Below are 22,308 nucleotides of genomic sequence, written 5' to 3'. Positions count from 1 at the left end.
TCGAACTGCATGCCTTCGACGACTTCGACTTCGGTCTCCATGCCGCGGGCTTCTTCCACGGTGATGACGCCGTCATTGCCGACTTTCTGCATCGCGTTGGCGATCATCTTGCCGATGGCTTCTTCGCCGTTCGCCGAGATGGTGCCGACCTGAGCGACTTCGTCCGAGTCCTTGACCGGGCGAGCAGCGCTCTTGATCGCGTCGACGACTTTCGAGGTCGCGAGATCGATGCCGCGCTTGAGGTCCATCGGGTTCATGCCAGCGGCCACGGCTTTCAGGCCGTCCTTGACGATCGCCTGAGCGAGCACGGTGGCGGTGGTGGTACCGTCGCCAGCCTCGTCATTGGTGCGCGAGGCGACTTCTTTCACCATTTGCGCGCCCATGTTCTCGAACTTGTCCGAAAGTTCGATCTCTTTGGCGACCGACACACCGTCTTTGGTGATGCGCGGCGAACCGAACGACTTTTCGATCACGACGTTGCGGCCTTTCGGGCCCAGCGTGACCTTCACCGCGTCGGCGAGGATGTTGACGCCGTCGAGCATACGATCGCGGGCGTCGGTGGAGAATTTCACGTCCTTGGCTGCCATGTTTGTTGGCTCCTTGACTGAGTTGTTCTTGGGATATCAGGGGATCTCGGTAAGGGCAGGGCGCCTTACGAGATGATGCCCATGATGTCGCTTTCTTTCATGATGAGCAGCTCTTCGCCGTCGAGGGTCACTTCCGTGCCCGACCACTTGCCGAAGAGAACGCGGTCGCCAGCTTTGACGCCCGGCGCGATCAGCTCGCCCGATTCCTTGCGCGCGCCGTCACCCACTGCGACGACTTCACCCTCTGCGGGCTTTTCTTTCGCGCTGTCGGGGATGATCAGGCCACCCTTGGTTTTTTCTTCGCTCTCCACGCGCTTGACCAGCACACGGTCATGAAGCGGTTTGAATGCCATCTGGGTCACTCCCTAAAGGTTCCAGGTTCGAAAACTTTTAGCACTCGTCACTGGTGAGTGCTAACGATGGCGGAGTTAGTCATTGGGGCGGGTGGGTGTCAATAACCGGAAGGCGAATTTTTTGCGTCAATTCGAGCGATCGGGGCGCGGCGATTTCGCCTCTATGCGGAATGCAGATCGCGTGGCACTCTCGCCGTCATGAAACTCGCCACGTTCCTTCGGCCGCTGCTGGCCCCCGCGCTCTCGCTCTGCCTCGCACTGCCCGCTTGGGCCGAGTGCCGGGGCAAGAATATTTTCGATGCGCTGCCCGCAGCCGAGCAGGAGGCGCTGACCGCCGAGGCCGATTCCGCGCCCTTCTCTCGCGGATTGCTGTTCTCTGCAACCAAAGGCGAGGAAAAGATCACGCTGGCTGGCACTTACCACCTTCCAGATCCGCGCCATGACGCGCTTGTCGGCGCGCTCTCGAAGGCGCTCGACGATGCATCGCGGCTTCTGGTGGAGGCCGGTCCGGACGAGCAGGGGAAGCTGGAGCATGCGATCAAGACCGACCCGACGCTGATGTTCTCGACCGGCAAGACGCTGCCGCAGATGATGTCGGAGCAGGACTGGAACATGACCAAGGCGGCGCTTGCCGCCCACGGGATGCCCGCCTTCCTCGCGGCCAAGATGCGGCCCGCTTTCGTCGCGATGACGCTCTCGCTGCCGCCTTGTGCGACGGCCGAGCTTGCGAAGGGGCAGGGAGGTCTGGACCTGCAGGTGATGACGAAGGCCGAGGCCGATGGCGTGCCGGTCGAGGCGCTCGAGCCGTGGGATACTGTCTTCAAGCTCTTCAACGGGATCACCGAGACCGAAGCGCTGGAGATGCTGCGCGCGGCGGTGATCGGCGCGCCCCTGGCCGACGATATGGGCGTGACGATGGGCGATCTCTATTTCCGGGGCGAGCCGCGTCTGATCTGGGAACTGGCGCGCTATCAGGCGGTCGCGGCGGGCATGGATGCCGACGAGGTCGAGCGTCAGATGAAGCTTTCCGAGGACCTTCTGATGGTGGCGCGCAACCAGAACTGGCTGCCCGAGATCGAGGCAGCGGCAGAGGATGGCCCGGTCGTCGTGGCGGTGGGCGCGCTGCATCTGTCCGGCGAAGAGGGGCTGTTGCGGCTGCTCGAAAAGGACGGCTGGACGATCAAGCGGCTCGATAGCTGATCAGCTGAAACACGGCCTTTGCGGGGCGCCCCTCGAGGGTTCCGGCGCGCGCCTTTCCGCATCGCCAGACCCCTAGGTGACAAGCCCAGACACAGCGCCTATAACCTGCGCCGACAGATGATTATCCGAGAGGATCTCCCCATGACGATCAAGGTTTTTGGCCATAAGGCTCCCGACACCGACTCCACCGGCTCGCCCATCGCCTGGGCGTGGTATCTCAATGATGTCAAAGGCACTCCGGCCAAGCCCTGCTTGCTGGGTGAGCCCAACACCGAGGCCGCTTTCGTCATCGAACATTGGGGTCTCGACAAGCCCGAGATCATCTCTGACGTGGAAGAAGGCGAGGACGTGGTCGTCGTCGACACCAACAACCCCGCCGAGCTGCCGAGCGGTATAAACGCGGCCAACGTCATCCAGATCATCGATCACCATAAGCTGACCGGCGGGATCGAAACCAAAGGCCCGATCGACATCACGATGCGCCCGCTCGCCTGCACCGCGACCATCCTCTACGATCTGATGGGCGACGACGTGGCGAAAGCGCCGCGCGGCATCAAGGGCGCGATGCTCAGCTGCATCCTGTCGGACACGCTGGAATTCCGCTCGCCCACGACCACCGATCACGACCGGGCCGTCTGTGACGCGCTGGCATCGGATCTGGGCATCGACATGCACGAGTTGGCCGAGAAAATGTTCGAGGCGAAATCGGATGTCTCCGCCTTCACCGATGCGGAACTGCTGCGGATGGATTCCAAAGAATACCCGGTCGACGGCACGAGCTTCCGCGTCTCCGTGCTGGAGACCACCGCGCCGAAAATGGTGCTGGACCGGAAGGCCTCGCTGATGGCCTCGATGGAAGAGGTCGCGAAGGAAGACGGCGTCGATCAGGTGCTGCTGTTCGTGATCGACATTCTGAAGGAAGAGGCGACGCTGCTGGTGCCGAACGATCTGGTGAAGGGCGTGGCCGAGAAGAGCTTCGATGCCACGGTCGAGGGCGACACGGTCGTCCTGCCGGGCGTGATGAGCCGGAAAAAGCAGATCATTCCGTCGCTCAAGGTCTGAGCCTTTCGGGGATTGGAATTGGGGAAGGGGCGTCCGGTCGGGCGCCCCTTTTTCGTTTGGTCGGGTAGAAGGGCGCTCGCCGGTCCGTGGGGTGGCGCGGCAAAACCTTTGAGGCTTGGCGCTTTATGCCTGCCAAGCCTCCCACAGTATGAACGATGTGTGCGGGTGGCAATGCGCCAGCCCGTCGGGACGGACCGGCGCGCGCCCTGCGCCTGCGGCGCGCATCGGGCGCAATCGCGAAGCTGGAGCATTTTGCTCGGACGCGGGGCGACCAGCCCCGGGCCGCGCCCGAGCCTCAGCGCCTCATTCCTCCATCGTCCCCGTTTCCACGAAGCGTTGGTGCCAGCTCAGCGCCTCGCCCAGCAGGTTCGGGGCGTGATTGGCGAAGCTGCCCTTCTTCGCGCGCTCGAAATAATCCCGCAGCATCGGGCGATAGGCGGGATGAGCGCAGGTCTCGATGATCGTCTCGGCACGCTGCTTCGGAGACAGCCCCCGCAGATCGGCCAGACCCTGCTCGGTCACGATCACCTGCACATCCTGCGCGATGTGATCGACATGGGCGGCCATCGGCACGATCGCGGAAATCTTGCCGCCCTTCGCGACCGAAGGCGTCATGAAGATCGACACATAGCCGTTGCGCGCGAAATCGCCCGAGCCGCCGATACCGTTCTGGATTTTCGAGCCCATCACATGAGTCGAGTTCACGTTGCCATAGATATCCGCCTCGATCAGCCCGTTCATCGCGATACATCCCAGACGGCGCACAAGCTCGGGGTGGTTCGAGATCTCCTGCGGACGCAGGATCAGCTTGTCACGGAAATAGGCGGCGTTGTCGTTGAAATACTGCGCCTTCTCGGGCGAGAGCGAAAACGCCGTGGCCGAGGCCATGCGCAGCTTGCCCGCCTCGATCATGTCGAGCATCCCGTCCTGAATGACCTCGGTGAAGGCCGTCATCTGGTCGAAGGGCGCCTCGATCAGCCCGGCCATCACGGCATTGGGCACATTGCCCACGCCCGATTGCAGCGGCAGCAGCCCGCGCGGCAGGCGGCCCTGTTTCACCTCGTTGCCGAGAAAGTCGAGGATATGACCGGCAATCGCCTCGGCCACCGCATCGGGCGGGCTGAAGGGCGCGTTGCGGTCGGGCGCGTCGGTCTCGACCACGGCCACGACCTTCTCGGGATCGACCTCGAAATAGGTCTGCCCAATCCGGTCGTCAGGCTTCACCAGCGGGATCGGCACGCGGTTCGGCGGCAGGGCAGTGCCGTAATAGATGTCATGCATCCCCTCCAGCAGCGGCGATTGCCAGCGGTTCACTTCGAGGATGATCTTGTCGGCACAATCGAGCCACGTCTTGTTGTTGCCGACCGAGCTCGACGGGATCAGCTTGCCGTCCTCGGTGATGCCGGAGATCTCGATCACTGCCGTGTCGAGCGTGCCCATGAACCCCATCCACGCCATCGGCGCGACCTGACTCAGGTGCATGTCGAAATATTTCATCTGGCCCGCATTGATCCGCTCGCGCGCGATCGGGTCGGAATTGTAGGGTAGGCGGAATTCGATCCCGTCGGCCTTCGCCAAGGCACCGTCCAGCTCGGGACCGGTCGAGGCGCCCGACCAGATCTTGACCTTGAAGGGGCGGCCCGCCGCGTGCTCAGCCTCGATCCGCGCAGCCAGCGCCATCGGCACCGCCTTGGGATATCCCGAGCCGGTGAAGCCCGACATGCCGATGGTCGCGCCATTGTCGATCAGCTCTGCGGCCTCTTCGGCCGACATGACCTTGGCGGCGAGCCCGGCATGGGCTTTGCGGATCGTATGGTTCATGAACAAGCGCCTCCTTCGCGATGGTTCGGTCGCGACGGCGCGGAACGGGGCTCCTCTCTGCCCCGCATGGCCGCGCGACCTGGTGTTCCGGTGACGAGGAACGCGAGGTTGCGCGGGATGTCCATGTTTGGCAGATATGCGCCGAGTGCATATCAACTGTCACGGGGTGCATGGCATATCGATCTCAGCGCCAGTGGCGCAGAGATCAGGCTTCGGCAAAACCCATCGAAATCAGGGCATTGGCGAAATCGTCATTGGTGAACGGCTTGATCAGCATCTTGCCTTCGGGAAAGCCGTCCATCATCACGGATTGTTCATCATATCCGGTCGAGTAGAGGATCGGCACCGCACGTTCGCGCAGCGCCTTGGCGGCTTCCAGCGAGGTTTCGTCGCCAAGATTGATGTCGAGCAGCGCCATCGAGATGTCATTGCCGCCAGCAATATGGAGCAATGCTTCTTCGACAGTGCCGAAGATGACCACATCGCGCGCGCCGAATTCGCTCAGCATCGCGGCCGCATCATAGGCCACGATCATCGCGTCTTCGAGCACCAGCGCGGTGCCGTCGATCCGAGGGGGGGAACAAAGAGTCACGAGGACCGCCTAGCCGCGAGGCGGGCACCGCTTACGCGGATCTCGCTTCGTTCGTGTTGGAAAATCCGGGGCATCAGCTTCCTGTCCTTGCAGATTACTGCATTTGGAGGGGGGATAGGATCGGGATCGATCCGACGTCAGTATAACGCTTTTAGGCTTCAGCCCGATTGTCGGTGCGCTGAGAGGCCTCTTGGACCTTAGTGCACCTCGTAATCTCCGGGGTCATTTAACTATGACATACTGCTGCAAAGCGTCTAGCTGGTATGAATCCCACAGGGCTGCCTGTTACACAAGCGATCGTGAACATGCGGGGCGCAGATAGTGAGGGAAATAAGGGGAAATACGGAATCCACCCACGAAATTTGAAAGGAACCTGCCACGGTCCTTCGCGTTGCCTTATGACGTAAAAGTGAGCCAAGGCATGACACGCAACTTTAGAAATTGTCCCTTCGTCGATAATCCCGCCTTCATGGCACCCGATGCGCACGAGGAAGCAATCGCCGAGGCCGCCCGCGCGGGCGAGCTAAGGATGCCCGCAGGGCAGACCGTCGTGATGGAAGGCAACGAGCCGCAACGGTTCTTCACGTTGATCGAAGGCCAGGCCATGCGTTACCGGATGCTGGAAGACGGTCGGCGCCAAGTGCTCAATTTCCTCTTTCCCGGCGATCTGATCGGCCTCGACGCGATCATGATGGGCATGGCCTCGCACACGACCGAGGCGCTGACCCCGGTAAAGCTCAGCGTTTTCGACCGTAAACAAGTGTGGGAGCTTTTCTCGAAGATGCCGCAGCGTGCGATGATGCTGACGTGGCAGGTCGCGCGCGAGGAGCATTTCCTGAGCGATGCGCTGGTCACGGTGGGGCAGCGCTCGGCGCGCGAAGCGCTCGCATGGGCCTTCGTCACTCTCTTTGAGCGCGGGTCGCAGACCGGGCTGGTGCGTGACGGCAAGATGCCGTTCCCGGTGCGGCAGCAGGATCTCGCGGATGCGCTCGGGCTATCGCTCGTTCACACCAACAAGACGCTTGCCCGTCTGAGGTCCGAGGGGCTCGTCAGATGGGCGCAGGGGATTCTCGAACTGCCCGATCTCGAAAGGCTCGCCGATATAGGAGTCGTCGAGCTCGGGGCCGGGCCACCGCGCTACTATTTATAGTCGCGCAGGAGAGTGGCGGAATTCCTCAGGAACGCTGCAGTCGCGCAGCGATTCCTAAAGCTTTTCACATAAGCGAAAAGCGTTTTTCCGCCGGGTGACGCCGAGGAACATCCGAAAAAATCTGCATCAATGTCCTATGACGTAGCGCGCTCAGCGCTTTCGCGGCAGATGCTGGTTTCTTCGCAGAAATCAACAAAACGGAACCGAGCAAGCTTGGAAAACCTGTCTCGAAAACCTGACCTCGCCTATCTGGCGGAGCTGTCCCAATCGCAACGCGCCATTCCCGCGGGGGCGGCGCTTTTGCCCGAGTCCACGCCATTGATCGTGCGGGTCGAGCGCGGGATCGCCATGCGCTATACGCTGCTCGAAGACGGGCGCAGGCAAGTCGAAGCGCTGGTTTATCCGGGCGATCTGTGCGGGCTGACGAGCGTGCTCTACGGTCCGGGGGCGAGCTATTACGAGGCACTCACGCCGATGATGCTGTCGAGCTTCGATCCGGCCGATCTGCATCAGCCTCTGCCAGATGGTCCCGACCGCACCACGACGCTCGTGTGGCTGATGACGCGCGAACTGACGCGGCTGTCGGGCTGGCTGGCCTCGGTCGGGCAGCGCAACGCCAATGAGGGGATCGCGTGGTTCGTGATGCACGCATGGGAGCGTGCCGAGGCGGTCGGGCTGATCGAGAAGGACAGCGCGCCGTTTCCCTTCGCCCAGCAGGTCGTGGCGGACTCGCTCGGGCTGTCGCTCGTGCATACGAACAAGACGATCCGCCGTCTGCGCGATCAGGGCCTGTTCAGGATCGCCGGCGGGCGGGTGCGGATCTCGTCGCTCCCGGCGCTGCGCCGGGCCGCGGCGCTCTGACCGTTCCCTTCTGGTAATCCTCTCTGACAGCGCGCCGCGGGGTTTCCGCGGCGTTGGTTTGTCATGCGCCGGGGGAGGGCGCTGCCCGTTACCGTCAACGCGGGGCGAGGCGGGAGCCTGAGCGGATAACACCCCTCACGCACCGCGTGACCTCAAGCGTCCGTGATCGGCTAAGTTGCTCATTTTGCTCACGGATCGCTCACCGCTCCATCACAAGCGCGAGAGAAGGGCCCGTTTACCCCTGTATTCGGGCGCGCCCGTTCAAGACCAACCCCCTTTATTTATTGGTTATTTTTTCGTGCGTCGCAGGTGTGTGATGGCATTTGTGCATGATTTTCAGTCGGTTACGCCCGTTCCTGCGACAATTTGTCAACACCGATTGACCTCGCGGGCGCTGCCCTAGAGTGGGAGGCATCGCGCGGGACGGGAGCCCTCGCGGCCTCCCCCGAGAGACCCCTATGCCCCCGCGCCAAGAAGAGGGAATAGGAAAGGTATTTCCGTGTTGTTTGAAAAAATCTACAAGCGGCCCAGCCGCCTCGCTGCCCCGGTCCTGTTGACCGTTGCGGCTGCATGGCTGTCAGGTTGCGCGGAGAACGGGGTGATGACCCCGCTCGGCCCGGTGGCGGCCGGAGAACGCGCTCACCTGATCAGCTTCTTCCTTTGGATGCTGCCCATTTCTCTGCCGATCCTGATCGGCACGCCGTGGATCGCGATGCGCTATCGCCGTCATGGTGGGAAAGGAAAATATGACCCGACCTGGTCGCATTCGGTTGGCGCCGAAGTCGTGATCTGGGGCGGTGCCACGCTCACCTTCCTTATCGTCGGCTGGCTCACCTGGGGCCACGTGATGGGCGAAGACCCCTACAAGCCGACGGGCAAAGATCCGATGCATGTGAAGGTCATCGGGTCCGAATGGAAATGGATGTTCATCTATCCCGGCAAGGTCGCCGCCGTGAACCGGTTGGTCCTGCCTGAGAACACCCCCGTCGAGTTCGACCTGACCGCAACCGGCGCGATGCAGAGCTTCTGGATCCCGCGCCTTGCCGGCCAGATCTACGCAATGCCCGGCATGAAGACGAAGATGAACCTGACCACCTCGGAAGATCCGTCGCAGACCTACGGCTTCAACAGCCAGTTCAACGGCGCGGCCTTCCCGCTCAACAAGTTTGAGGTCGACGTGGTGAGCCAGGATCAGTTCGACGCGTTCCTGCAAGAGCCCAAGCACCCCTTCGCCCAGCTCGAGAAGGCGTTCAAGAAGACCGCGACCTGGTCGGGCCCCGAGCTCTTCGAGCCGCCGGAAGCCGGCTACTGGGACAAGGTGGCGATGAACCCCGACATGCTGACCGACGGTGGCGCAGCAATCCTTCCTGACCATGCGCCCGAGCAGAAGAAGATCGATGACGCGATCCGCGAAGAGCTGCATGTCTCGCAAAACCAACATCAAGGGGACGCTCAATGAGTATTCTTGGTAGTCTCGATTGGAACGATATCTTCATCGTTCCCTTCTTCACGGATCCGTCTCTGTCCACCGGGATCGCAGCAGGCGCGGGCGGCATCGTCGTCCTCGGCGCGCTCGCGGTCATGGTGCTCCTGACCGTCAAAGGTTGGTGGAAACCGCTCTGGTCGAACTGGATCACCACGCTCGATCACAAGAAGATCGGTGTCATCTACATCGTTCTGGCGCTGATCATGCTGATCCGCGGTGTCCTCGAGGCGGTCGTGATGCGCGCCCAGCAGGTCTCGCCCGCACCGGGCTTCCTGTCGGTCGAACACCACGCTGAGCTGTTCTCGACCCACGGCACGATCATGATCTTCTTCGTGGCGATGCCCTTCTTGACCGGCGTCATCAACGTCGTCATGCCGCTCCAGATCGGTGCGCGCGACATGGAGTTCCCCTTCATGAACGCGGTCTCGCTCTGGCTGTCGATCGGCGGTGCGGCACTCGTGATGGCCTCGCTCGTCGTCGGTCACTTCGAGACCGGCGGTTGGACCGCTTATCCGCCCTATACGGGCATCAAGCTGTCGCCGAACGAGGGCGTGGATTACTGGATCTGGTCGCTGGGCCTGACTTCGGTGGGCTCGACGCTTTCGGGCATCAACTTCCTCGTGACGATCTACAAGCAGCGTGCCCCCGGCATGAAGCTGTTCGACATGTCGATCTTCGCCTGGACGACGCTCTGCACCGCGATCCTGATGATCTTCGCGATGATGCCGCTGACCGTGGCCTCGCTGATGCTGGCGCTTGACCGTCAGGCAGGCTTCCACTTCTTCACCGCCACCCAAGGCGGGAACATGATGAACTTCGCCAACATGTTCTGGCTGTTCGGTCACCCGGAAGTCTACATCCTGATCCTGCCGGCCTTCGGCGTGTTCTCGGAAGTCATCCCGACCTTCTCGGGCAAGAAGATCTACGGCTACACCTCGCTCGTGTGGGCCACCATTGCCATCGCAGTGCTGTCCTTCACCGTCTGGGTGCACCACTTCTTCACCATGGGTCAGACCGCCCACCTCAACGCCATCTTCGGCATCGCGACGATGACGATCGGTGTGCCGACGGGTGTTAAGGTCTTCAACTGGATGCTGACCATGTGGCGCGGCAAGCTGCGGTTCTCGACCGCGATGCTGTTCTCCACCGGCTTCATCTTCACCTTCGTGATCGGCGGCATCACGGGCGTCATGCTCGCCAACCCGACGATCGACTTCGCGACCCACAACTCGCTGTTCCTGGTGGCGCACTTCCACAACATGCTCATCCCGGGCCTGCTGTTCGGTATGTTCGCGGCCGTGAACTACTGGTTCCCGCTCTGCTTCGGCTTCCGCCTCGACGAGAAATGGGGCCGTCGCAGCTTCTGGCTGTGGATGATCGGCTTCTATGGGGCCTTCATGCCGCTCTATGCGATCGGTCTGATGGGCGCACCGCGCCGCATGGCCTTCTTCACCGAGCCGGCTTACTTCCCGTGGCTGGTGATCGCGATGCTCGGCGCGCTGTGCGTGCTGGCGGGTCTGACCGCGCAGATCATTCAGGTCTGGGTCTCGGTCAAGAACCGTGAGAGCCTGATGGTGCCGGCGGGCGATCCCTGGGACGGTCGTGGTATCGAATGGTCGCTGGGCTGCCCGGTGCCGGAATACGACTTCTCCACCATCCCGGCGATGACCTCGCGCGAGCCGTGGGTCGATGCGAAGGAAGCGGGCAAGCGGGTCATGGATCCGACCGAGTTCGTCGACATCCACCTGCCGAAACCGACCGGCATGCCGTTCCTGGTGGGCCTCGTCGCGACCCTCTTCGCGTTCGCCATGATCTTCCAGATGTGGCTGATCGCTGCGGTGGGCTTCGTGGCCATGTGGGTGCTGGTGCTGATCCGCTCCTACGACACCGACTGGGAAGAAACCGTCACCGCGGAAGAACTGCGTGAGGGCTATGAAGCCCATAAGCGCGTCGTCGAATCCACGCCGCAAATCCGGCTCGACGATGAGTTCACCACCAAGAACCGCGGCCTGATCATGGAGACGCAGGTATGAGTGCAACTATGAGCAACACGGGGGCAGCGCACGCTGCCTCCCACGATCACGGCCATCACGACAAGACGGGCACGGTGATCTTCGGCTTCTGGATCTTCCTGATGTCGGACCTCATCGCCTTCTCGCTGATGATCGCCAACTACGCCGATGCCGAATGGCACGGCATCGCGAACGGGCCGAGCCCGCATGAGCTGTTCAGCCTCGGCCTGCCGACCATCGAGACGATGGCGCTGCTGATCTCCACCTTCACCTTCGGTATCTGCACGCTGGGGATGAAATACGGCGCGTCGATGAAGCGCACGGTGGGCTGGCTCGTCGTGACGCTGGCGCTTGGCGCGATCTTCCTCGGGATCGAACTCTACGAATTCCACGAGTTCTGGACCGAGGGCAACACGCCGCAAGTGTCGGGCTTCCTGACCGCCTATTACTCGCTGGTGGGGCTGCACGGTCTGCACGTCACCTCGGGTATCATCTGGGGCATCCTGCTGATGGTTCAGATGAAGACCTTCGGGATGAACGACCTGATCAAGTCGCGTCTCGTGCGTCTGGGCCTGTTCTGGCACATGCTGGACATCGTCTGGATCGCGCTCTTCACGAAAGTCTACCTGATGGGGGTGCTGTGATGGATTATATCAACACCGACGTCGGCATGGACTCGGCTGAGTACAAGCACGACATGGCGCGCTATGTCTGGGGCTTCGCGCTCTCGGTGGTCTTGACGCTCGCAGGCGTCGTGATCGTCGCGGGTGGCGTGTTCTCGACGGGCCTCGCATGGTCCATCGTGGGCATCCTCGGCATCGCGCAGCTGATCATCCAGTTCTGGGCCTTCATGCACCTCGACTTCTCGAAAGAGGCGCGTCCGGACCTGTATCTGGTGCTCTTCACCTTCCTGCTCATCATCCTGATGGCTGCGGGCACCGTCTGGGTGCTGGCCGATCTGGCAAGCCGGATGGGTATGGGCGCCGGCAGCATGTAAGCCGAGGGGCAGGGGCCTTAGGGCCTCGCTCCGCCAAGCAAATAGAAACGCGGGCAGTTTCGCACTGCCCGCGTTTTTTCATGTCCACCTGAGAGGCGCGATTACATCGGGAAGAGCTGGTAGCCTTGGCTTTCCAGTACGGGCACGGCGGCCAGAGCCGAGAGCGCCACATCGACATTCGGCCCGACCTGATCCTCGGTGAAGCCGTGATCGGCCAGCGCCTGCCCGCAGACATAAAGGGTGACGCCCGCGTCCGCGAGTTCCTGCTTCAGCTTGGTGTCGGGATCGTCTTTGCCGAACTTGTCCTTATACGCCTCGGGCGAGAGCGCGAGCGGGGTCGCCGCGCCATGCAGCACCACCGCGAATTTGCGATGTTCCTTGTCGACGCCCGCATTGCCGTAGACGTTCACCGCGCGCGCGACATGCCAGAGCGCTGCGTTCACGCCGCCGTCCATCGTCTCGCCCATTCCGACATCGAAGACGATCTTCCAGTCCTTGTTCGGATCGGGGCTGAGCGCGCCATCGGGCACGGGGTGCATCTTGCCGTAGTCCTTCACGACCGGGTTGATCCATTCGGTTTTCAAGCCGTCGTTGCTCGAAGAGGCGGCGAAAGCCGCGCCCGAACCGAGGGCAAGGGCGAGGGCGGCGGGAAGAACGAAGCGGGGTGCGCGCTGCATGAAACTCTCCTGTGAAATCGATTTGAGGGCCGGGAACACGGATGTCCGCGCCCGGTGAGGCTCAGCGCGGGGCGGCAGCGCTTCGTTCCTCGCCGCACCGCTCACGGCAGATCAGGGCTGCGTGATGCGTGCCGCGCCTCCGCGCGTGCCAAAACCGATGCGACAGTAAGTCACGCAAAACTCACGAAATGTCGCATCCCCGTGATCGCCGCGTTCACGCTAAGCAATGTGAGTAACCAGTAGTGAGCCAGTCGGAGCATCGATGACACAGAGTGCATTGCGGATCACGGCATTCGTCTCAGCCGTGATTTTGGGCCAGCTTCCCGCCTATGCGCAGGACGCGGCCGGGGAGGAGACGCCCGCAATCGGCGCGCAATCGACATCCGTCGCGCAGGGCGCATCGAAGGCCGCCCACATGAGCGATCCGGTGAAAGAGCTCACTGCCGACCACTCAAAGTTCGATCAGCTCAAGGGGCCGTTCGCGTCGGGCTCCGAGGTGACCGAGGCTTGCCTGTCGTGCCATACTGAGGCCTCCAATCAGGTGATGCATTCGGTCCACTGGACCTGGGAATACCAGAACGAGGCCACGGGCCAGACGCTCGGCAAAGCGCATGAGATGAATGCGTTTTGCGGCAATGTCGCCTCGAACGAGGTGCGCTGTACCTCGTGCCATACGGGCTATGGCTGGACGGACGTGCGCGAGCCGATGCCCGACGATCCGACCAAGGTCGACTGCCTCGTGTGCCACGATAAATCGGGCCAATATACCAAACAGGACAACCTCGCGGGAGAGCCGCCGCTGGAACCGGTGGCCGCGGGCGCGAAGACGATCACCGGCGCGGCCGCCTGGCCCGTCGATCTGGCCGAGGCCGCGCAATCGGTGGGCGCACCGCCCGGTCGCGACAATTGCGGCAACTGCCACTTCTACGGCGGTGGCGGCGACAACGTGAAGCATGGCGATCTCAGCTCGGCGCTGTTCAACCCTCCGCGCGACGTCGATGTCCATATGTCGCCCGACGGTCAGAACTTTACCTGCGAGACCTGCCACGTCTCGGACAAGCACGTCTTCGAGGGCTCGCGCTACGAGACCGACGTTATCGACCCGCATCCCGATCGAAAGGCGGGCACCGCCCATGACGCGGCCGCCTGCCAGTCGTGCCACACCGACAGCCCGCATGAGGGGCCGAACCCGCTGATCGCGGCGAAGCTCAACGATCACACTGACACGCTGGCCTGCCAGACCTGCCACATCCCCAGCTTCGCGCGGGGCGGGGTGGCCACAAAGACCGTCTGGGACTGGTCCACGGCGGGCAAGCTCGACGAGAACGGCAAGCCGATCACCGAAGAGGGCTTCACCCAATCCGACGGCAAGCACCTGCACACCTACATGTCGAAGAAGGGCAATTTCGAATGGGGCGAGAACGTCACGCCCTATTACGCATGGTCCAACGGCGAGATGACCTTCACCCTGCCGGAGGAAGAGAACGACCCGACGCAGGTGGTCGAGATCAACAAGATCGGCGGCAATCCCGGTCAGCCCGACAGCCGCATCTTCCCCTTCAAGCGGATGGTCGGCACGCAGGCCTATGACACCCAGCGCAATGTGCTGGCCTATAACAACGTCTATGGCCCCGGCAACGGCACAGCGCTCTGGTCCTATTACGACTGGGAGAAATCGCTCAAGGCGGGCATGGACTATGCCGGTGTCGAGTATTCGGGCGAGTTCGATTTCGTCCATACCTACATGTACTGGCCGATCACCCACATGGTCGCGCCCGCCGACGATGCGCTGCAATGCGAAAGCTGCCACACGCAGGGCGGTCGGATGGCCGATCTGGCGGGGATCTACGTTCCCGGCTCGGAAATCAATCTCGGCGGCAAGCTGGGGCTCGCGATGTTCCTGATGGCGCTTCTGGGGGCCTTGGGCCATGGCGCGCTGCGCCTGATCAACCGCGGCAAGAAAGATGGAGGCCACCATGGCTGAGCATTGCGTAAAGGTCTATTCGCGCTTCAATCGGCTCTGGCACTGGAGCCAGGTCGCCTCGATCATGTTGCTGTTCTTCACCGGCGCGCGGCTTCTGGGACTGCATCCGATCCTGCCTTTCGGGGCGGCGGTACTGATCCATACGGTCGTCGCGCTGGCACTGCTCCTGCTCTGGGCCTTCGCGACCTTCTGGCTGTTCACCACGGGCGGCTATAAGCAGTTCATCCCGCGCATGCAGGGGATGTGGGAGGTCAGCCGCTTCTACGCCTATGGCGTCTTCAAGGGCGAGGAACATCCTTATGTGAAGAGCTACGAGCGGCGGCACAACCCGCTGCAAGCGGCGGCCTATTTCGCGCTCAAGATGATGCTCTTCCCGGCGATCTGGATCTCGGGACTGGCCTATCTCAGCTACGGCTTCTGGGATCACCTCGACGGCGGCTCGTTCTGGCTGGAGATCATCGCGAATTTCCACGTCCTCGCGGCCTTCGCCATCGCGAGCTTCGTGGTGGTCCATGTCTACCTGCTCACCATCGGCCACGGCTTCCGCCAGCACGTGCGGCCCATGGTCTCGGGCTATGAGAAGGTCGATCTGACCCCGGAGGCAGAGGCCTATTTCCGCCAGCAGGGCCGGGTGCTCGACTGAGCATCGCTACGCACGACCGATCAAGGGCCCCCATGCGGGGCCTTTTTCCGTCTGCGGTTTGGGGCAACCCCCGGCAGGGCAGGCAAAGAAAAACGCCGCTCGGGAAAGCGGCGTTCGGGTCGGTCAGGCGAGGTGCGCGGGGCTCAGGAGCCCCAATGCCGCACCGGGCCGCAATCCATGTGCACGAAGTTCGAGCGCGAGTATTTGCCAACGCCGCCGGCGTGGCAGGCGGCCGCCGCCTTGTACATCTGGCTGACCGAGCGCGACTTCAGCCGCAGGTCCATCGCCAGACCCTGCATGTGCAGCGAGTTCTTCGCGACGCCTTTCGAGCGGGAGCGCAGCATGGCGTTGGTCTTGGGCGAGCGGTAGCCCGACAGCAGCATGTAGGGTTCGCGCGAGTCCATCAGGTTGTGCGCTGCCGCCGCGATGTCCACGGTGCGCGCGTCGATGTTTTTCAGCTGGTTGGTGCGCCAGTCGCGGGCGAAGTAGGTGATTTCCTTCAGCGCGTCGGGGATATACTCGCCTTCGATCCAGTAAACGGTGTCGAGCGTCTCGCCGGTACGACCGTTATACATCTTGATCCGTCGGATGTCCCCTGCGCCCTTGAGTAGACCGAAAGCGTTACTCATGGTGGGGGCTGCCGTCACCATGGTCGCAGCAAATGCGCCCAGAAGGCCGCGCCGGGAAATCGTCGTCATAGCAAGTTCCTGTGTTCGCCTGTCTCTCGATTTTCCCGCCCTGTTTCGGGCGGTTGAGGGATGGTAGACCCAAACTTCTTACTCCTTATGGCATAGACAGATTAATCGATAAAGAACGGAACTGATGCATCTTTGCCATGTTGGGGTATGTCGGCAAAATTTCGCCTGCCGGTAGTAAAAATACGCTCACGTCCTTGTGGGAGCGGTGTGCGTGCGGGGTGGGAGGCGGCGGAAAGGCGCTGTTGCGCCCCTGCATCGTTCCGCGCGGGTCGGCTCACTTCGTTGCGCGCAGGCAACGCTTCGCTGGACAGATGCGGGTAAGTTTGGAACATCTGGAACGATGGGTCCGGGCAGGGGTTTAGACGCTATGACGCGCAATTTCCGTAAGATAGGGCTGGCCTTCGCGCTAGCTACGCTCGCCGCCGGCGCTCAGGCGCAAGGCACGGCCCAGATTGCAGCTCAGGGGGCGATGTCGCCATTGGCAGGGGTCGAGCTTTCGGGCTTCACGCAGGCCGTGGCCGAAGCTGCGGCTGACAATCCCGCTCTGGCCGCCTTCTATGCCGCCCGCGATTACCGGCCGATCTGGACCGCCGCCGAGGATGCGGACCGCCGCGCGGCTTTCATGCGCGCGCTCGACCTGTCGGCGATGCAGGGGCTGCCCACCGCGCATTACGACCCCGAGGGGCTGCGTGTCGCCTTCGCCGCCGTCCAGTCCGAGCGTCAGCGCGGTCTGCTCGAAGTGAAGATGAGCCAGATTTTCCTCGATTACGCCCATGACCTGTCGCATGGCGTGCTCGACCCGCATAGCGTCATCTCCGATATCAAGCGCGAACCGAAACGTGCCGATCCCGAAGCCCGGATGACGGCCTTCGCCGCTTCGACCAACCCGGCGCTGTTCCTGCGCGATTTGGCGCCGCAGATGCCGCAATATGCGCAGCTGGTGAAAGCGCGCCTCGATCTGGAGCATCAGATCGAAGTGGGCGGCTGGGGGCCGACGGTGCCCGGCACTAAGCTCGAGCCCGGCGACAGCGGGCCGGACGTCGTGGCGCTGCGCGACCGGTTGCAGCGGATGGGCTATCTGGGCCGCTCTGCCAGCGCGACCTACGATGCCGAGATGCAGAAGGCCGTGCAGGCGTACCAGACTGATCAGGGGCTCGCGACCGATGGCGTCGCAGGGCCGAGCACGCTGGGCGAGATCAACAAGAGCCCCGAGGCGCGGATGAAAGCCATCCTCGTCGCCATGGAGCGTCTGCGCTGGATGAACGGCATCGATTTCTCGGGCCGCTACGTCTGGGTCAACATCACCGATTTCTCGGTCCGCGTCCTCGACAATGGCAAGACCACGTTCCGCTCGGTGACGGTGGTCGGGCAGAACAGCTCGGACCGCCGCACGCCGGAGTTTTCCGACGAGATGGAGCGGATGGTCATCAACCCGGCCTGGCATGTGCCGCGCTCGATCGTGACCAAGGAATACCTGCCGCAGATGAAGCGCAATCCGAACGCGGCGAGCCAGCTTCAGCTGATTGACAGCCGGGGCCGGGTCGTGCCGCGCTCGGCGGTGAATTTCGCCGCCTATAACGCGAGCAACTTCCCCTTCGCGATGAAGCAGCCGCCGTCGAACCGCAATGCGCTGGGGCTGGTGAAATTCCTGTTCCCGAACCGCTGGAACATCTACCTGCACGACACGCCCTCGAAATCGCTCTTCAAGAAAGAGACGCGGGCGTTCAGCCATGGCTGCGTGCGCGTCGGCGACCCCTTTGATCTGGCCTACACGCTTCTGGGCGCGCAAAGCTCCGACCCGGAAGCTGAGTTCAAGCGCATCCTCAATTCGGGGCGCGAGACCGTCGTGCCGCTCGAAAAGCACGTGCCTGTGCATCTGACCTACTTCACCGCCTGGCCGACCGCGTCGGGGCATGTCGAATATCGCCGCGATGTCTATGGGCGTGACGCGATCCTCTTCAACGCCTTGCAAAAGGCCGGGGTGGAATTGGGCACGCAGGACAGCTAAATCTCTGGCAAAGGGGGCGGTTAAGCGCGCCCTCATGCGACCATGAGAGGATCGGCCATGTCCCAGACAATCGAGCATATCGCGCAGGCGCTGAACGCCCGCGCCGAAGGCGACCTGTCGATCGAGGTGACCGGCGCGTCCGAGCCAGCGACCGCGGGTCCCGACCAGATCGCCCTCGCGATGAGCGAAAAATACGCCGAAGGACTGCGCGAGGGTAAGGCCCGCGCGGCGCTTCTTTGGGAAGGTGCCGACTGGCGCGCGCTCGGGCTGGAGGCGGCGGTCTTCGTGACCCGCCCGCGTCTCGCCATGGCGGGGCTGTCGAAGGCCTTCGACCCCGGTCCCAACGTCGAGCCCGGCATCCATCCGACCTGTGTGATCGACCCGACCGCCATCATCGGCAAGGATGCCGCTATCGGCCCCTTCACCGTGATCGGCAAGGAGGTGAAGATCGGCCCGAATGCGCGGATCGTGGGGCAGGTGACCATCGCGGAAGGCGCGCAGATCGGCTCTGACGCGCTGATCTATCCCGGCGCGCGGATCGGCGCGCGGGTGCTGATCGGCGACCGGCTGGTCTGTCAGCCCGGCGCGGTGATCGGCTCGGACGGGTTTTCCTTCGTGACACCCGATCCTTCGGGGGTCGAGGAAATCCGTCACACGCTCGAGCAGCGTGAAGAGATCACCGAGCAGAAATGGTTCCGCATCCATTCGCTTGGCACGGTCGAGATCGGCGACGATGTCGAGATCGGCGCGAATGCCTGTATCGACCGCGGCACGGTGCGCGCGACTGCGATCGGTTCGGGCAGCAAGCTCGATAACATGGTCCATATCGGCCATAACGTGCAGGTGGGCGAGGATTGCCTGCTCTGCGGTCAGGTCGGCATCGCGGGCTCGACCCGGATCGGGCACCGCGTGGTGCTGGCAGGGCAATGCGGCGTCTCGGACAACATCACCGTGGGTGACGACGTGATCGCGGCGGGCGGGACGAACATCTACACCAACGTCCCCAAAGGCCGTACGATCTGGGGGAGCCCGGCGGTGAAGATGGAAACGCAGTTGGAGATCAACAAATCTGTCCGCAGATTGCCGAGATTGTTTGCGCAAATGGCCGAGCTTCGAGAAACTGTTACGAAACTCACGCAAAAAGGCGGCACGGAGTAACCCCAGATATGAGGCCAGACGTGCAAGACCAGGTTTTCTCGATCATCGCCCGCGAAGCCCTTCGTGAGCCCTCCGAACTGTCGCCCGAGATGACGCTCGACGAATTGGGGCTCGATAGCCTCGGCCTCGTCGAAGTGATTTTCGCCATCGAAGAGGCCTTCGATGTCTCGGTGCCGTTCAACGCCAACGAACCCGCCGCCTCGCAATTCGACATGTCCTCGATCGGCGCGATCGTGGGCGCGGTGGAGCGGCTGGTTTCTGGCGGTAAACCCTCGACCGCCGTCGCCTGATGCGGCGCGTCGTCATCACGGGCGCGGGCACGATCAATGCGCTCGGCGAGGGCGTTGCGGCAACCAAGGCGGCCATGGCAGAGGGGCGCAGCGGCATCGGCCCGCTCAGCTTCCAGGATGTAGAGCGGCTGAGCATCCGCATCGGTGGTCAGATCCGCGGCTATGATGCGTCTGCCCGCTTCACCTCGGCGCAGCTCGCGCAATACGATCCCTTCACCCAATACGCGCTGATCTCCGGCGCGGAGGCGATGGCGCAGGCGGGGCTGGAGGCAGTCCCCGATCCCGCGCGCTGGGGCTGCATCATCGGGTCCGCAGGCGGCGGGCACACCACCGCGAATAACGCCTATCGCGCTGTTTTCGCAGATCAAAAGAACCGCGTTCATCCGCTGACGGTGCCCAAGCTGATGGCCAACGCCGCGCCCTCGCATCTCTCGATCCGCTACGGGCTGCAGGGGCCGAGCTTTGCCGTCGCCACCGCCTGCGCCAGCTCCAACCACGCCATCGGCCTCGCGTTCCAGATGGTGCGTTCGGGCATGGCGGAAGGGATGCTCGCGGGCGGGTCCGAGGCGATGCTCAATTTCGGCGGGCTGAAAGCATGGGAGGGGCTACGGGTGATGTCACCCGACGGCTGCCGCCCGTTCTCGGCAGATCGCAACGGCATGGTGCAGGGCGAGGGCGCGGGCGTCTTCGTGATCGAGACGCTGGAGAGCGCCGAGGCGCGTGGCGCGCGGCCCTTGGCCGAGATTGCGGGCTTCGCGATGAATTCCGATGCGAGTGATATCGTGATGCCCTCGCTCGACGGGGCCTCCGCGGCGATCACCGGCGCGTTGAGCGATGCGGGCATGGCGCCCGATGAGGTCGGTTATATCAACGCCCACGGGACCGGCACGGCAGCCAATGACCGGATCGAGACGGCCGCGATCCGCGCGGCGCTCGGCCCAGCGGCGGATCAGGTCGCGGTCAGCTCGACCAAGGCGCTGCATGGCCATTGCATCGGCGGCACGGGGGCGGTGGAGTTGGTCGCCTGCCTGATGGCGCTTGGCGACGGGGTGATCGCGCCCACAGCGAATTACGCCACCCCCGATCCCGACTGCGATCTGGATTATGTGCCCAACACGGCCCGCAAGTCGCAGGTCGGCGCGGCGCTCTCGAATGCGTTCGCTTTCGGCGGGCTCAACGCGGTTCTGGCCTTGCGCGCGATATGAAAACGCCGCGCCCGGTTTGGGCGCGGCGTCTTGGATTTCAAACGGTTACGAGCCGAAGCTCGCCCATTCAGCTTACTGCTGAACGCCGTTTTCCTTGTTGGTTTTCACGGTCTCGTCAAAGGCTTTGGTGAAGCCGCTGAGCGAGATATCCGCTTTGACCTTTTGCTGCGGGTTGGCCAGCGGCGTGATCGTGATCGTCGCCTTGCTGCCCTTCTTGAGCGACTCGAGTTCGGCCTTGCCGACGCCGAAGCGCGCGAAGCAACCCATCATGCGCGGGTCGCAGAAGGAATAGGGGTAGACCATTGCCTTGCCGCCATCGACCTGCATCACGAGGTTCTGCGACAGCAGGGTCTGCATCGGCACCATGATGGTCAGGCCGGCTGCAGCTTGGCTGCCATCGGGCAGGCCGATCACCGAGATGTCGGCCACGTTGCCGCCATTCTGGTCCTTGATCACCTGATACATCTGGCAGGGATCCTTGCCGTCGGGCGACTTGGCGCATTGCAGCTCCCAATCGCCATAGGTGGCCTTGGTGTAGGTCTGCGGCTCCTGCGGCTTTTGTGCCTGCTGATCGGCGCCGGGCATCGTCGGCGTGGCGTCAGCACCGTTCGCGGTGGCGTCGGGCGCCTGATCGGTGCTGGTCGCGTCTGCGCCCGCATCCGCCGCCGGGGTTGCCGCGCCATCGGTGGTCGCGCCTGCGGTCGCATCCGCCGAGGGGGTCGTGGTCGTGTCGCTCGAGGTGGTATCTTGCGCCCACGCCCCGCTTGCAAGGCCGAGGGCCAGAGCGAGGGCGAGCGGTTTCGTCAGTTGAGACATATTACTCTTCTCCTGAAACGTATTGGGCGAAGGCTTAACACGGGGCTGCGCCCCTGTCAGTGGCGAATTCCGCAGCGGCGCTCACGGATCGGCGGCAAACTGCCACAGTTTCGTGAGCGGTTCGACGGCCTGGATCGGCGCTGGGGCAGGCGAGAGATTTCGCGGAAAGAGCCGGGGCGATTCAGGCGCGTCTCGCGTAGGCTGGATCGGGTGTTCCGGGGGGGCGAAAGCTGGGCTTTCCAAGCGAAAGGGGCCCGTTCAGGACCCCTTCCTTTTCCCCCTGTCGGACTGGCCGACTTCGTCATTGCCGGTACGCTAGGCCGTAATTTTTCACAGGTCAACAGGCAAAGTTGAGGAAGTGTGACAGGCGGTGAGGCGATGAACTCCGGAACGCAATCCCTTGGCACAGAAGAAAAAGACCGCGCCAAGCGTGGCGCGGCCAGTTCAACAGGGAGGAAGCGCCCCCATCCGCGCAAAAGCGCACTCCGGGGGCAGGATCACACTGGCGCAAAAGGGTTAAGGTAGTATTGTCGGAGCCGAAATTTGTTTGGCGAGGGCAAGATGACCGGTGTTCTGACCGAAGAGGGTGTGTTCGTTGGGGGCGGTGGTGAAGGCTACGCAAGCCCGCAGGAATTGAAGCTCCAATACGGCAACCGTCACGGGCTGGTTGCGGGCGCGACCGGTACCGGCAAGACGGTGACGCTGCAG

22 protein-coding genes are annotated in these 22,308 nt (G+C 63.0%); 15 read left to right on the top strand and 7 right to left on the bottom strand.

The features are described from left to right. Together B3D39_RS08125 and groES are read right to left on the bottom strand one after the other, a co-directional pair. Positions 1-587: TCP-1/cpn60 chaperonin family protein (locus tag B3D39_RS08125; RefSeq protein ID WP_286789581.1), on the bottom strand; the 587-nt coding region annotated here is incomplete at its 3' end. A 65-nt stretch (positions 588-652) separates the two neighbouring features. Beyond that, entirely contained in the window at positions 653-940 is a 288-nt protein-coding gene (groES, locus tag B3D39_RS08120) for a co-chaperone GroES (protein WP_075774612.1), read from the bottom strand. A 198-nt stretch (positions 941-1,138) separates the two neighbouring features. On the opposite strand from groES, the gene B3D39_RS08115 reads away from it, so the two are divergent. Then, on the top strand, positions 1,139-2,140 hold the full coding sequence (locus tag B3D39_RS08115; RefSeq protein ID WP_274962223.1) for a TraB/GumN family protein: 1,002 nt from the start codon (positions 1,139-1,141) through the stop codon (positions 2,138-2,140). Between the two features lie 141 nt (positions 2,141-2,281). Beyond that, positions 2,282-3,202, top strand: coding sequence for a manganese-dependent inorganic pyrophosphatase (locus tag B3D39_RS08110; protein ID WP_274962224.1), 921 nt, complete (start codon positions 2,282-2,284; stop codon positions 3,200-3,202). Positions 3,203-3,505: 303 nt separating this feature from the next. Here the strand turns inward: B3D39_RS08110 and B3D39_RS08105 are convergent, their stop codons facing one another. Continuing rightward, a complete protein-coding gene (locus B3D39_RS08105) occupies positions 3,506-5,023 on the bottom strand; it encodes an acetyl-CoA hydrolase/transferase family protein (RefSeq protein WP_274962225.1) in 1,518 nt (505 codons plus the stop codon). A 205-nt stretch (positions 5,024-5,228) separates the two neighbouring features. Next, positions 5,229-5,615: a response regulator gene (locus B3D39_RS08100; protein WP_083075284.1), complete on the bottom strand. Its 387-nt coding sequence runs from the start codon at positions 5,613-5,615 to the stop codon at positions 5,229-5,231. A 469-nt stretch (positions 5,616-6,084) separates the two neighbouring features. On the opposite strand from B3D39_RS08100, the gene B3D39_RS08095 reads away from it, so the two are divergent. The 6 genes from B3D39_RS08095 (at position 6,085) to B3D39_RS08070 (ending at position 12,121) form a co-directional block, all read left to right on the top strand. Further along, entirely contained in the window at positions 6,085-6,765 is a 681-nt protein-coding gene (locus B3D39_RS08095; protein WP_274962226.1) for a Crp/Fnr family transcriptional regulator, read from the top strand. Positions 6,766-6,978: 213 nt separating this feature from the next. Then, complete coding sequence (locus B3D39_RS08090; RefSeq protein ID WP_158522062.1) at positions 6,979-7,626, top strand: Crp/Fnr family transcriptional regulator; 648 nt, start codon at positions 6,979-6,981, stop codon at positions 7,624-7,626. Between the two features lie 499 nt (positions 7,627-8,125). After that, on the top strand, positions 8,126-9,085 hold the full coding sequence (locus B3D39_RS08085; RefSeq protein ID WP_274962227.1) for a hypothetical protein: 960 nt from the start codon (positions 8,126-8,128) through the stop codon (positions 9,083-9,085). After that, a complete protein-coding gene (locus tag B3D39_RS08080) occupies positions 9,082-11,145 on the top strand; it encodes a cbb3-type cytochrome c oxidase subunit I (protein ID WP_274962228.1) in 2,064 nt (687 codons plus the stop codon). Before B3D39_RS08085 ends, B3D39_RS08080 begins: the two co-directional genes overlap by 4 nt. Continuing rightward, positions 11,142-11,768 carry a cytochrome c oxidase subunit 3 gene (locus tag B3D39_RS08075; protein WP_078519283.1) on the top strand — a complete coding sequence of 209 codons (627 nt, stop codon included), beginning with the start codon at positions 11,142-11,144 and terminating at the stop codon, positions 11,766-11,768. The genes B3D39_RS08080 and B3D39_RS08075 overlap by 4 nt, the downstream gene beginning before the upstream one ends. Then, complete coding sequence (locus B3D39_RS08070; protein ID WP_274962229.1) at positions 11,768-12,121, top strand: cytochrome o ubiquinol oxidase subunit IV; 354 nt, start codon at positions 11,768-11,770, stop codon at positions 12,119-12,121. The genes B3D39_RS08075 and B3D39_RS08070 overlap by 1 nt, the downstream gene beginning before the upstream one ends. 101 nt (positions 12,122-12,222) lie before the next feature. On the opposite strand, the gene B3D39_RS08065 is transcribed toward B3D39_RS08070, so the two are convergent. Then, positions 12,223-12,798 (bottom strand): DsrE family protein, encoded by a 576-nt coding sequence (locus B3D39_RS08065; protein WP_274962230.1) that lies wholly within the window; start codon positions 12,796-12,798, stop codon positions 12,223-12,225. 262 nt (positions 12,799-13,060) lie between these two features. Here B3D39_RS08065 and B3D39_RS08060 point away from each other — a divergent pair, with 262 nt between their 5' ends. Continuing rightward, positions 13,061-14,782 (top strand): tetrathionate reductase family octaheme c-type cytochrome, encoded by a 1,722-nt coding sequence (locus B3D39_RS08060; protein ID WP_274962231.1) that lies wholly within the window; start codon positions 13,061-13,063, stop codon positions 14,780-14,782. Continuing rightward, positions 14,775-15,425, top strand: a complete 651-nt coding sequence (locus B3D39_RS08055; protein ID WP_098410679.1) for a cytochrome b/b6 domain-containing protein — start codon at positions 14,775-14,777, stop codon at positions 15,423-15,425. Before B3D39_RS08060 ends, B3D39_RS08055 begins: the two co-directional genes overlap by 8 nt. A gap of 143 nt (positions 15,426-15,568) precedes the next feature. On the opposite strand, the gene B3D39_RS08050 is transcribed toward B3D39_RS08055, so the two are convergent. Continuing rightward, positions 15,569-16,123, bottom strand: coding sequence for a YcbK family protein (locus B3D39_RS08050; protein WP_078546845.1), 555 nt, complete (start codon positions 16,121-16,123; stop codon positions 15,569-15,571). A 367-nt stretch (positions 16,124-16,490) separates the two neighbouring features. Between B3D39_RS08050 and B3D39_RS08045 the strand changes: the two genes are divergently transcribed. From B3D39_RS08045 to B3D39_RS08030, 4 genes are read left to right on the top strand one after another with little or no spacing between them, the layout of a single operon-like run. After that, positions 16,491-18,131 (top strand): L,D-transpeptidase family protein, encoded by a 1,641-nt coding sequence (locus B3D39_RS08045; protein WP_274962232.1) that lies wholly within the window; start codon positions 16,491-16,493, stop codon positions 18,129-18,131. A 57-nt stretch (positions 18,132-18,188) separates the two neighbouring features. Continuing rightward, positions 18,189-19,289, top strand: coding sequence for a UDP-3-O-(3-hydroxymyristoyl)glucosamine N-acyltransferase (locus tag B3D39_RS08040; RefSeq protein WP_078546849.1), 1,101 nt, complete (start codon positions 18,189-18,191; stop codon positions 19,287-19,289). A gap of 8 nt (positions 19,290-19,297) precedes the next feature. After that, positions 19,298-19,579, top strand: coding sequence for an acyl carrier protein (locus tag B3D39_RS08035; RefSeq protein WP_078519276.1), 282 nt, complete (start codon positions 19,298-19,300; stop codon positions 19,577-19,579). Beyond that, positions 19,579-20,784 carry a beta-ketoacyl-[acyl-carrier-protein] synthase family protein gene (locus tag B3D39_RS08030; protein WP_274962233.1) on the top strand — a complete coding sequence of 402 codons (1,206 nt, stop codon included), beginning with the start codon at positions 19,579-19,581 and terminating at the stop codon, positions 20,782-20,784. The genes B3D39_RS08035 and B3D39_RS08030 overlap by 1 nt, the downstream gene beginning before the upstream one ends. 72 nt (positions 20,785-20,856) lie before the next feature. Here B3D39_RS08030 and B3D39_RS08025 read toward each other — a convergent pair whose 3' ends face one another. Next, entirely contained in the window at positions 20,857-21,600 is a 744-nt protein-coding gene (locus tag B3D39_RS08025) for an invasion associated locus B family protein (RefSeq protein WP_274962234.1), read from the bottom strand. Positions 21,601-22,161: 561 nt separating this feature from the next. Here B3D39_RS08025 and B3D39_RS08020 point away from each other — a divergent pair. Further along, positions 22,162-22,308: helicase HerA-like domain-containing protein (locus B3D39_RS08020; RefSeq protein ID WP_286789584.1), on the top strand; the 147-nt coding region annotated here is incomplete at its 3' end.

The organism is Thioclava sp. UBA3469 (genome assembly GCF_002378135.1).
GTDB lineage: Bacteria > Pseudomonadota > Alphaproteobacteria > Rhodobacterales > Rhodobacteraceae > Thioclava > Thioclava sediminum.
This window is presented reverse-complemented; position numbering and strand designations above follow the sequence as displayed.

What these genes read in the sequence shown, in the direction of transcription:
- groES (WP_075774612.1), bottom strand. Translation starts at nt 940, where the DNA reads ATGGCATTCAAACCGCTTCATGACCGTGTGCTGGTCAAGCGCGTGGAG.
- B3D39_RS08115 (WP_274962223.1), top strand. Translation starts at nt 1,139, where the DNA reads ATGAAACTCGCCACGTTCCTTCGGCCGCTGCTGGCCCCCGCGCTCTCG.
- B3D39_RS08110 (WP_274962224.1), top strand. Translation starts at nt 2,282, where the DNA reads ATGACGATCAAGGTTTTTGGCCATAAGGCTCCCGACACCGACTCCACC.
- B3D39_RS08105 (WP_274962225.1), bottom strand. Translation starts at nt 5,023, where the DNA reads ATGAACCATACGATCCGCAAAGCCCATGCCGGGCTCGCCGCCAAGGTC.
- B3D39_RS08095 (WP_274962226.1), top strand. Translation starts at nt 6,085, where the DNA reads ATGGCACCCGATGCGCACGAGGAAGCAATCGCCGAGGCCGCCCGCGCG.
- B3D39_RS08080 (WP_274962228.1), top strand. Translation starts at nt 9,082, where the DNA reads ATGAGTATTCTTGGTAGTCTCGATTGGAACGATATCTTCATCGTTCCC.
- B3D39_RS08075 (WP_078519283.1), top strand. Translation starts at nt 11,142, where the DNA reads ATGAGTGCAACTATGAGCAACACGGGGGCAGCGCACGCTGCCTCCCAC.
- B3D39_RS08070 (WP_274962229.1), top strand. Translation starts at nt 11,768, where the DNA reads ATGGATTATATCAACACCGACGTCGGCATGGACTCGGCTGAGTACAAG.
- B3D39_RS08065 (WP_274962230.1), bottom strand. Translation starts at nt 12,798, where the DNA reads ATGCAGCGCGCACCCCGCTTCGTTCTTCCCGCCGCCCTCGCCCTTGCC.
- B3D39_RS08060 (WP_274962231.1), top strand. Translation starts at nt 13,061, where the DNA reads ATGACACAGAGTGCATTGCGGATCACGGCATTCGTCTCAGCCGTGATT.
- B3D39_RS08055 (WP_098410679.1), top strand. Translation starts at nt 14,775, where the DNA reads ATGGCTGAGCATTGCGTAAAGGTCTATTCGCGCTTCAATCGGCTCTGG.
- B3D39_RS08050 (WP_078546845.1), bottom strand. Translation starts at nt 16,123, where the DNA reads ATGACGACGATTTCCCGGCGCGGCCTTCTGGGCGCATTTGCTGCGACC.
- B3D39_RS08045 (WP_274962232.1), top strand. Translation starts at nt 16,491, where the DNA reads ATGACGCGCAATTTCCGTAAGATAGGGCTGGCCTTCGCGCTAGCTACG.
- B3D39_RS08040 (WP_078546849.1), top strand. Translation starts at nt 18,189, where the DNA reads ATGTCCCAGACAATCGAGCATATCGCGCAGGCGCTGAACGCCCGCGCC.
- B3D39_RS08035 (WP_078519276.1), top strand. Translation starts at nt 19,298, where the DNA reads ATGAGGCCAGACGTGCAAGACCAGGTTTTCTCGATCATCGCCCGCGAA.
- B3D39_RS08030 (WP_274962233.1), top strand. Translation starts at nt 19,579, where the DNA reads ATGCGGCGCGTCGTCATCACGGGCGCGGGCACGATCAATGCGCTCGGC.
- B3D39_RS08025 (WP_274962234.1), bottom strand. Translation starts at nt 21,600, where the DNA reads ATGTCTCAACTGACGAAACCGCTCGCCCTCGCTCTGGCCCTCGGCCTT.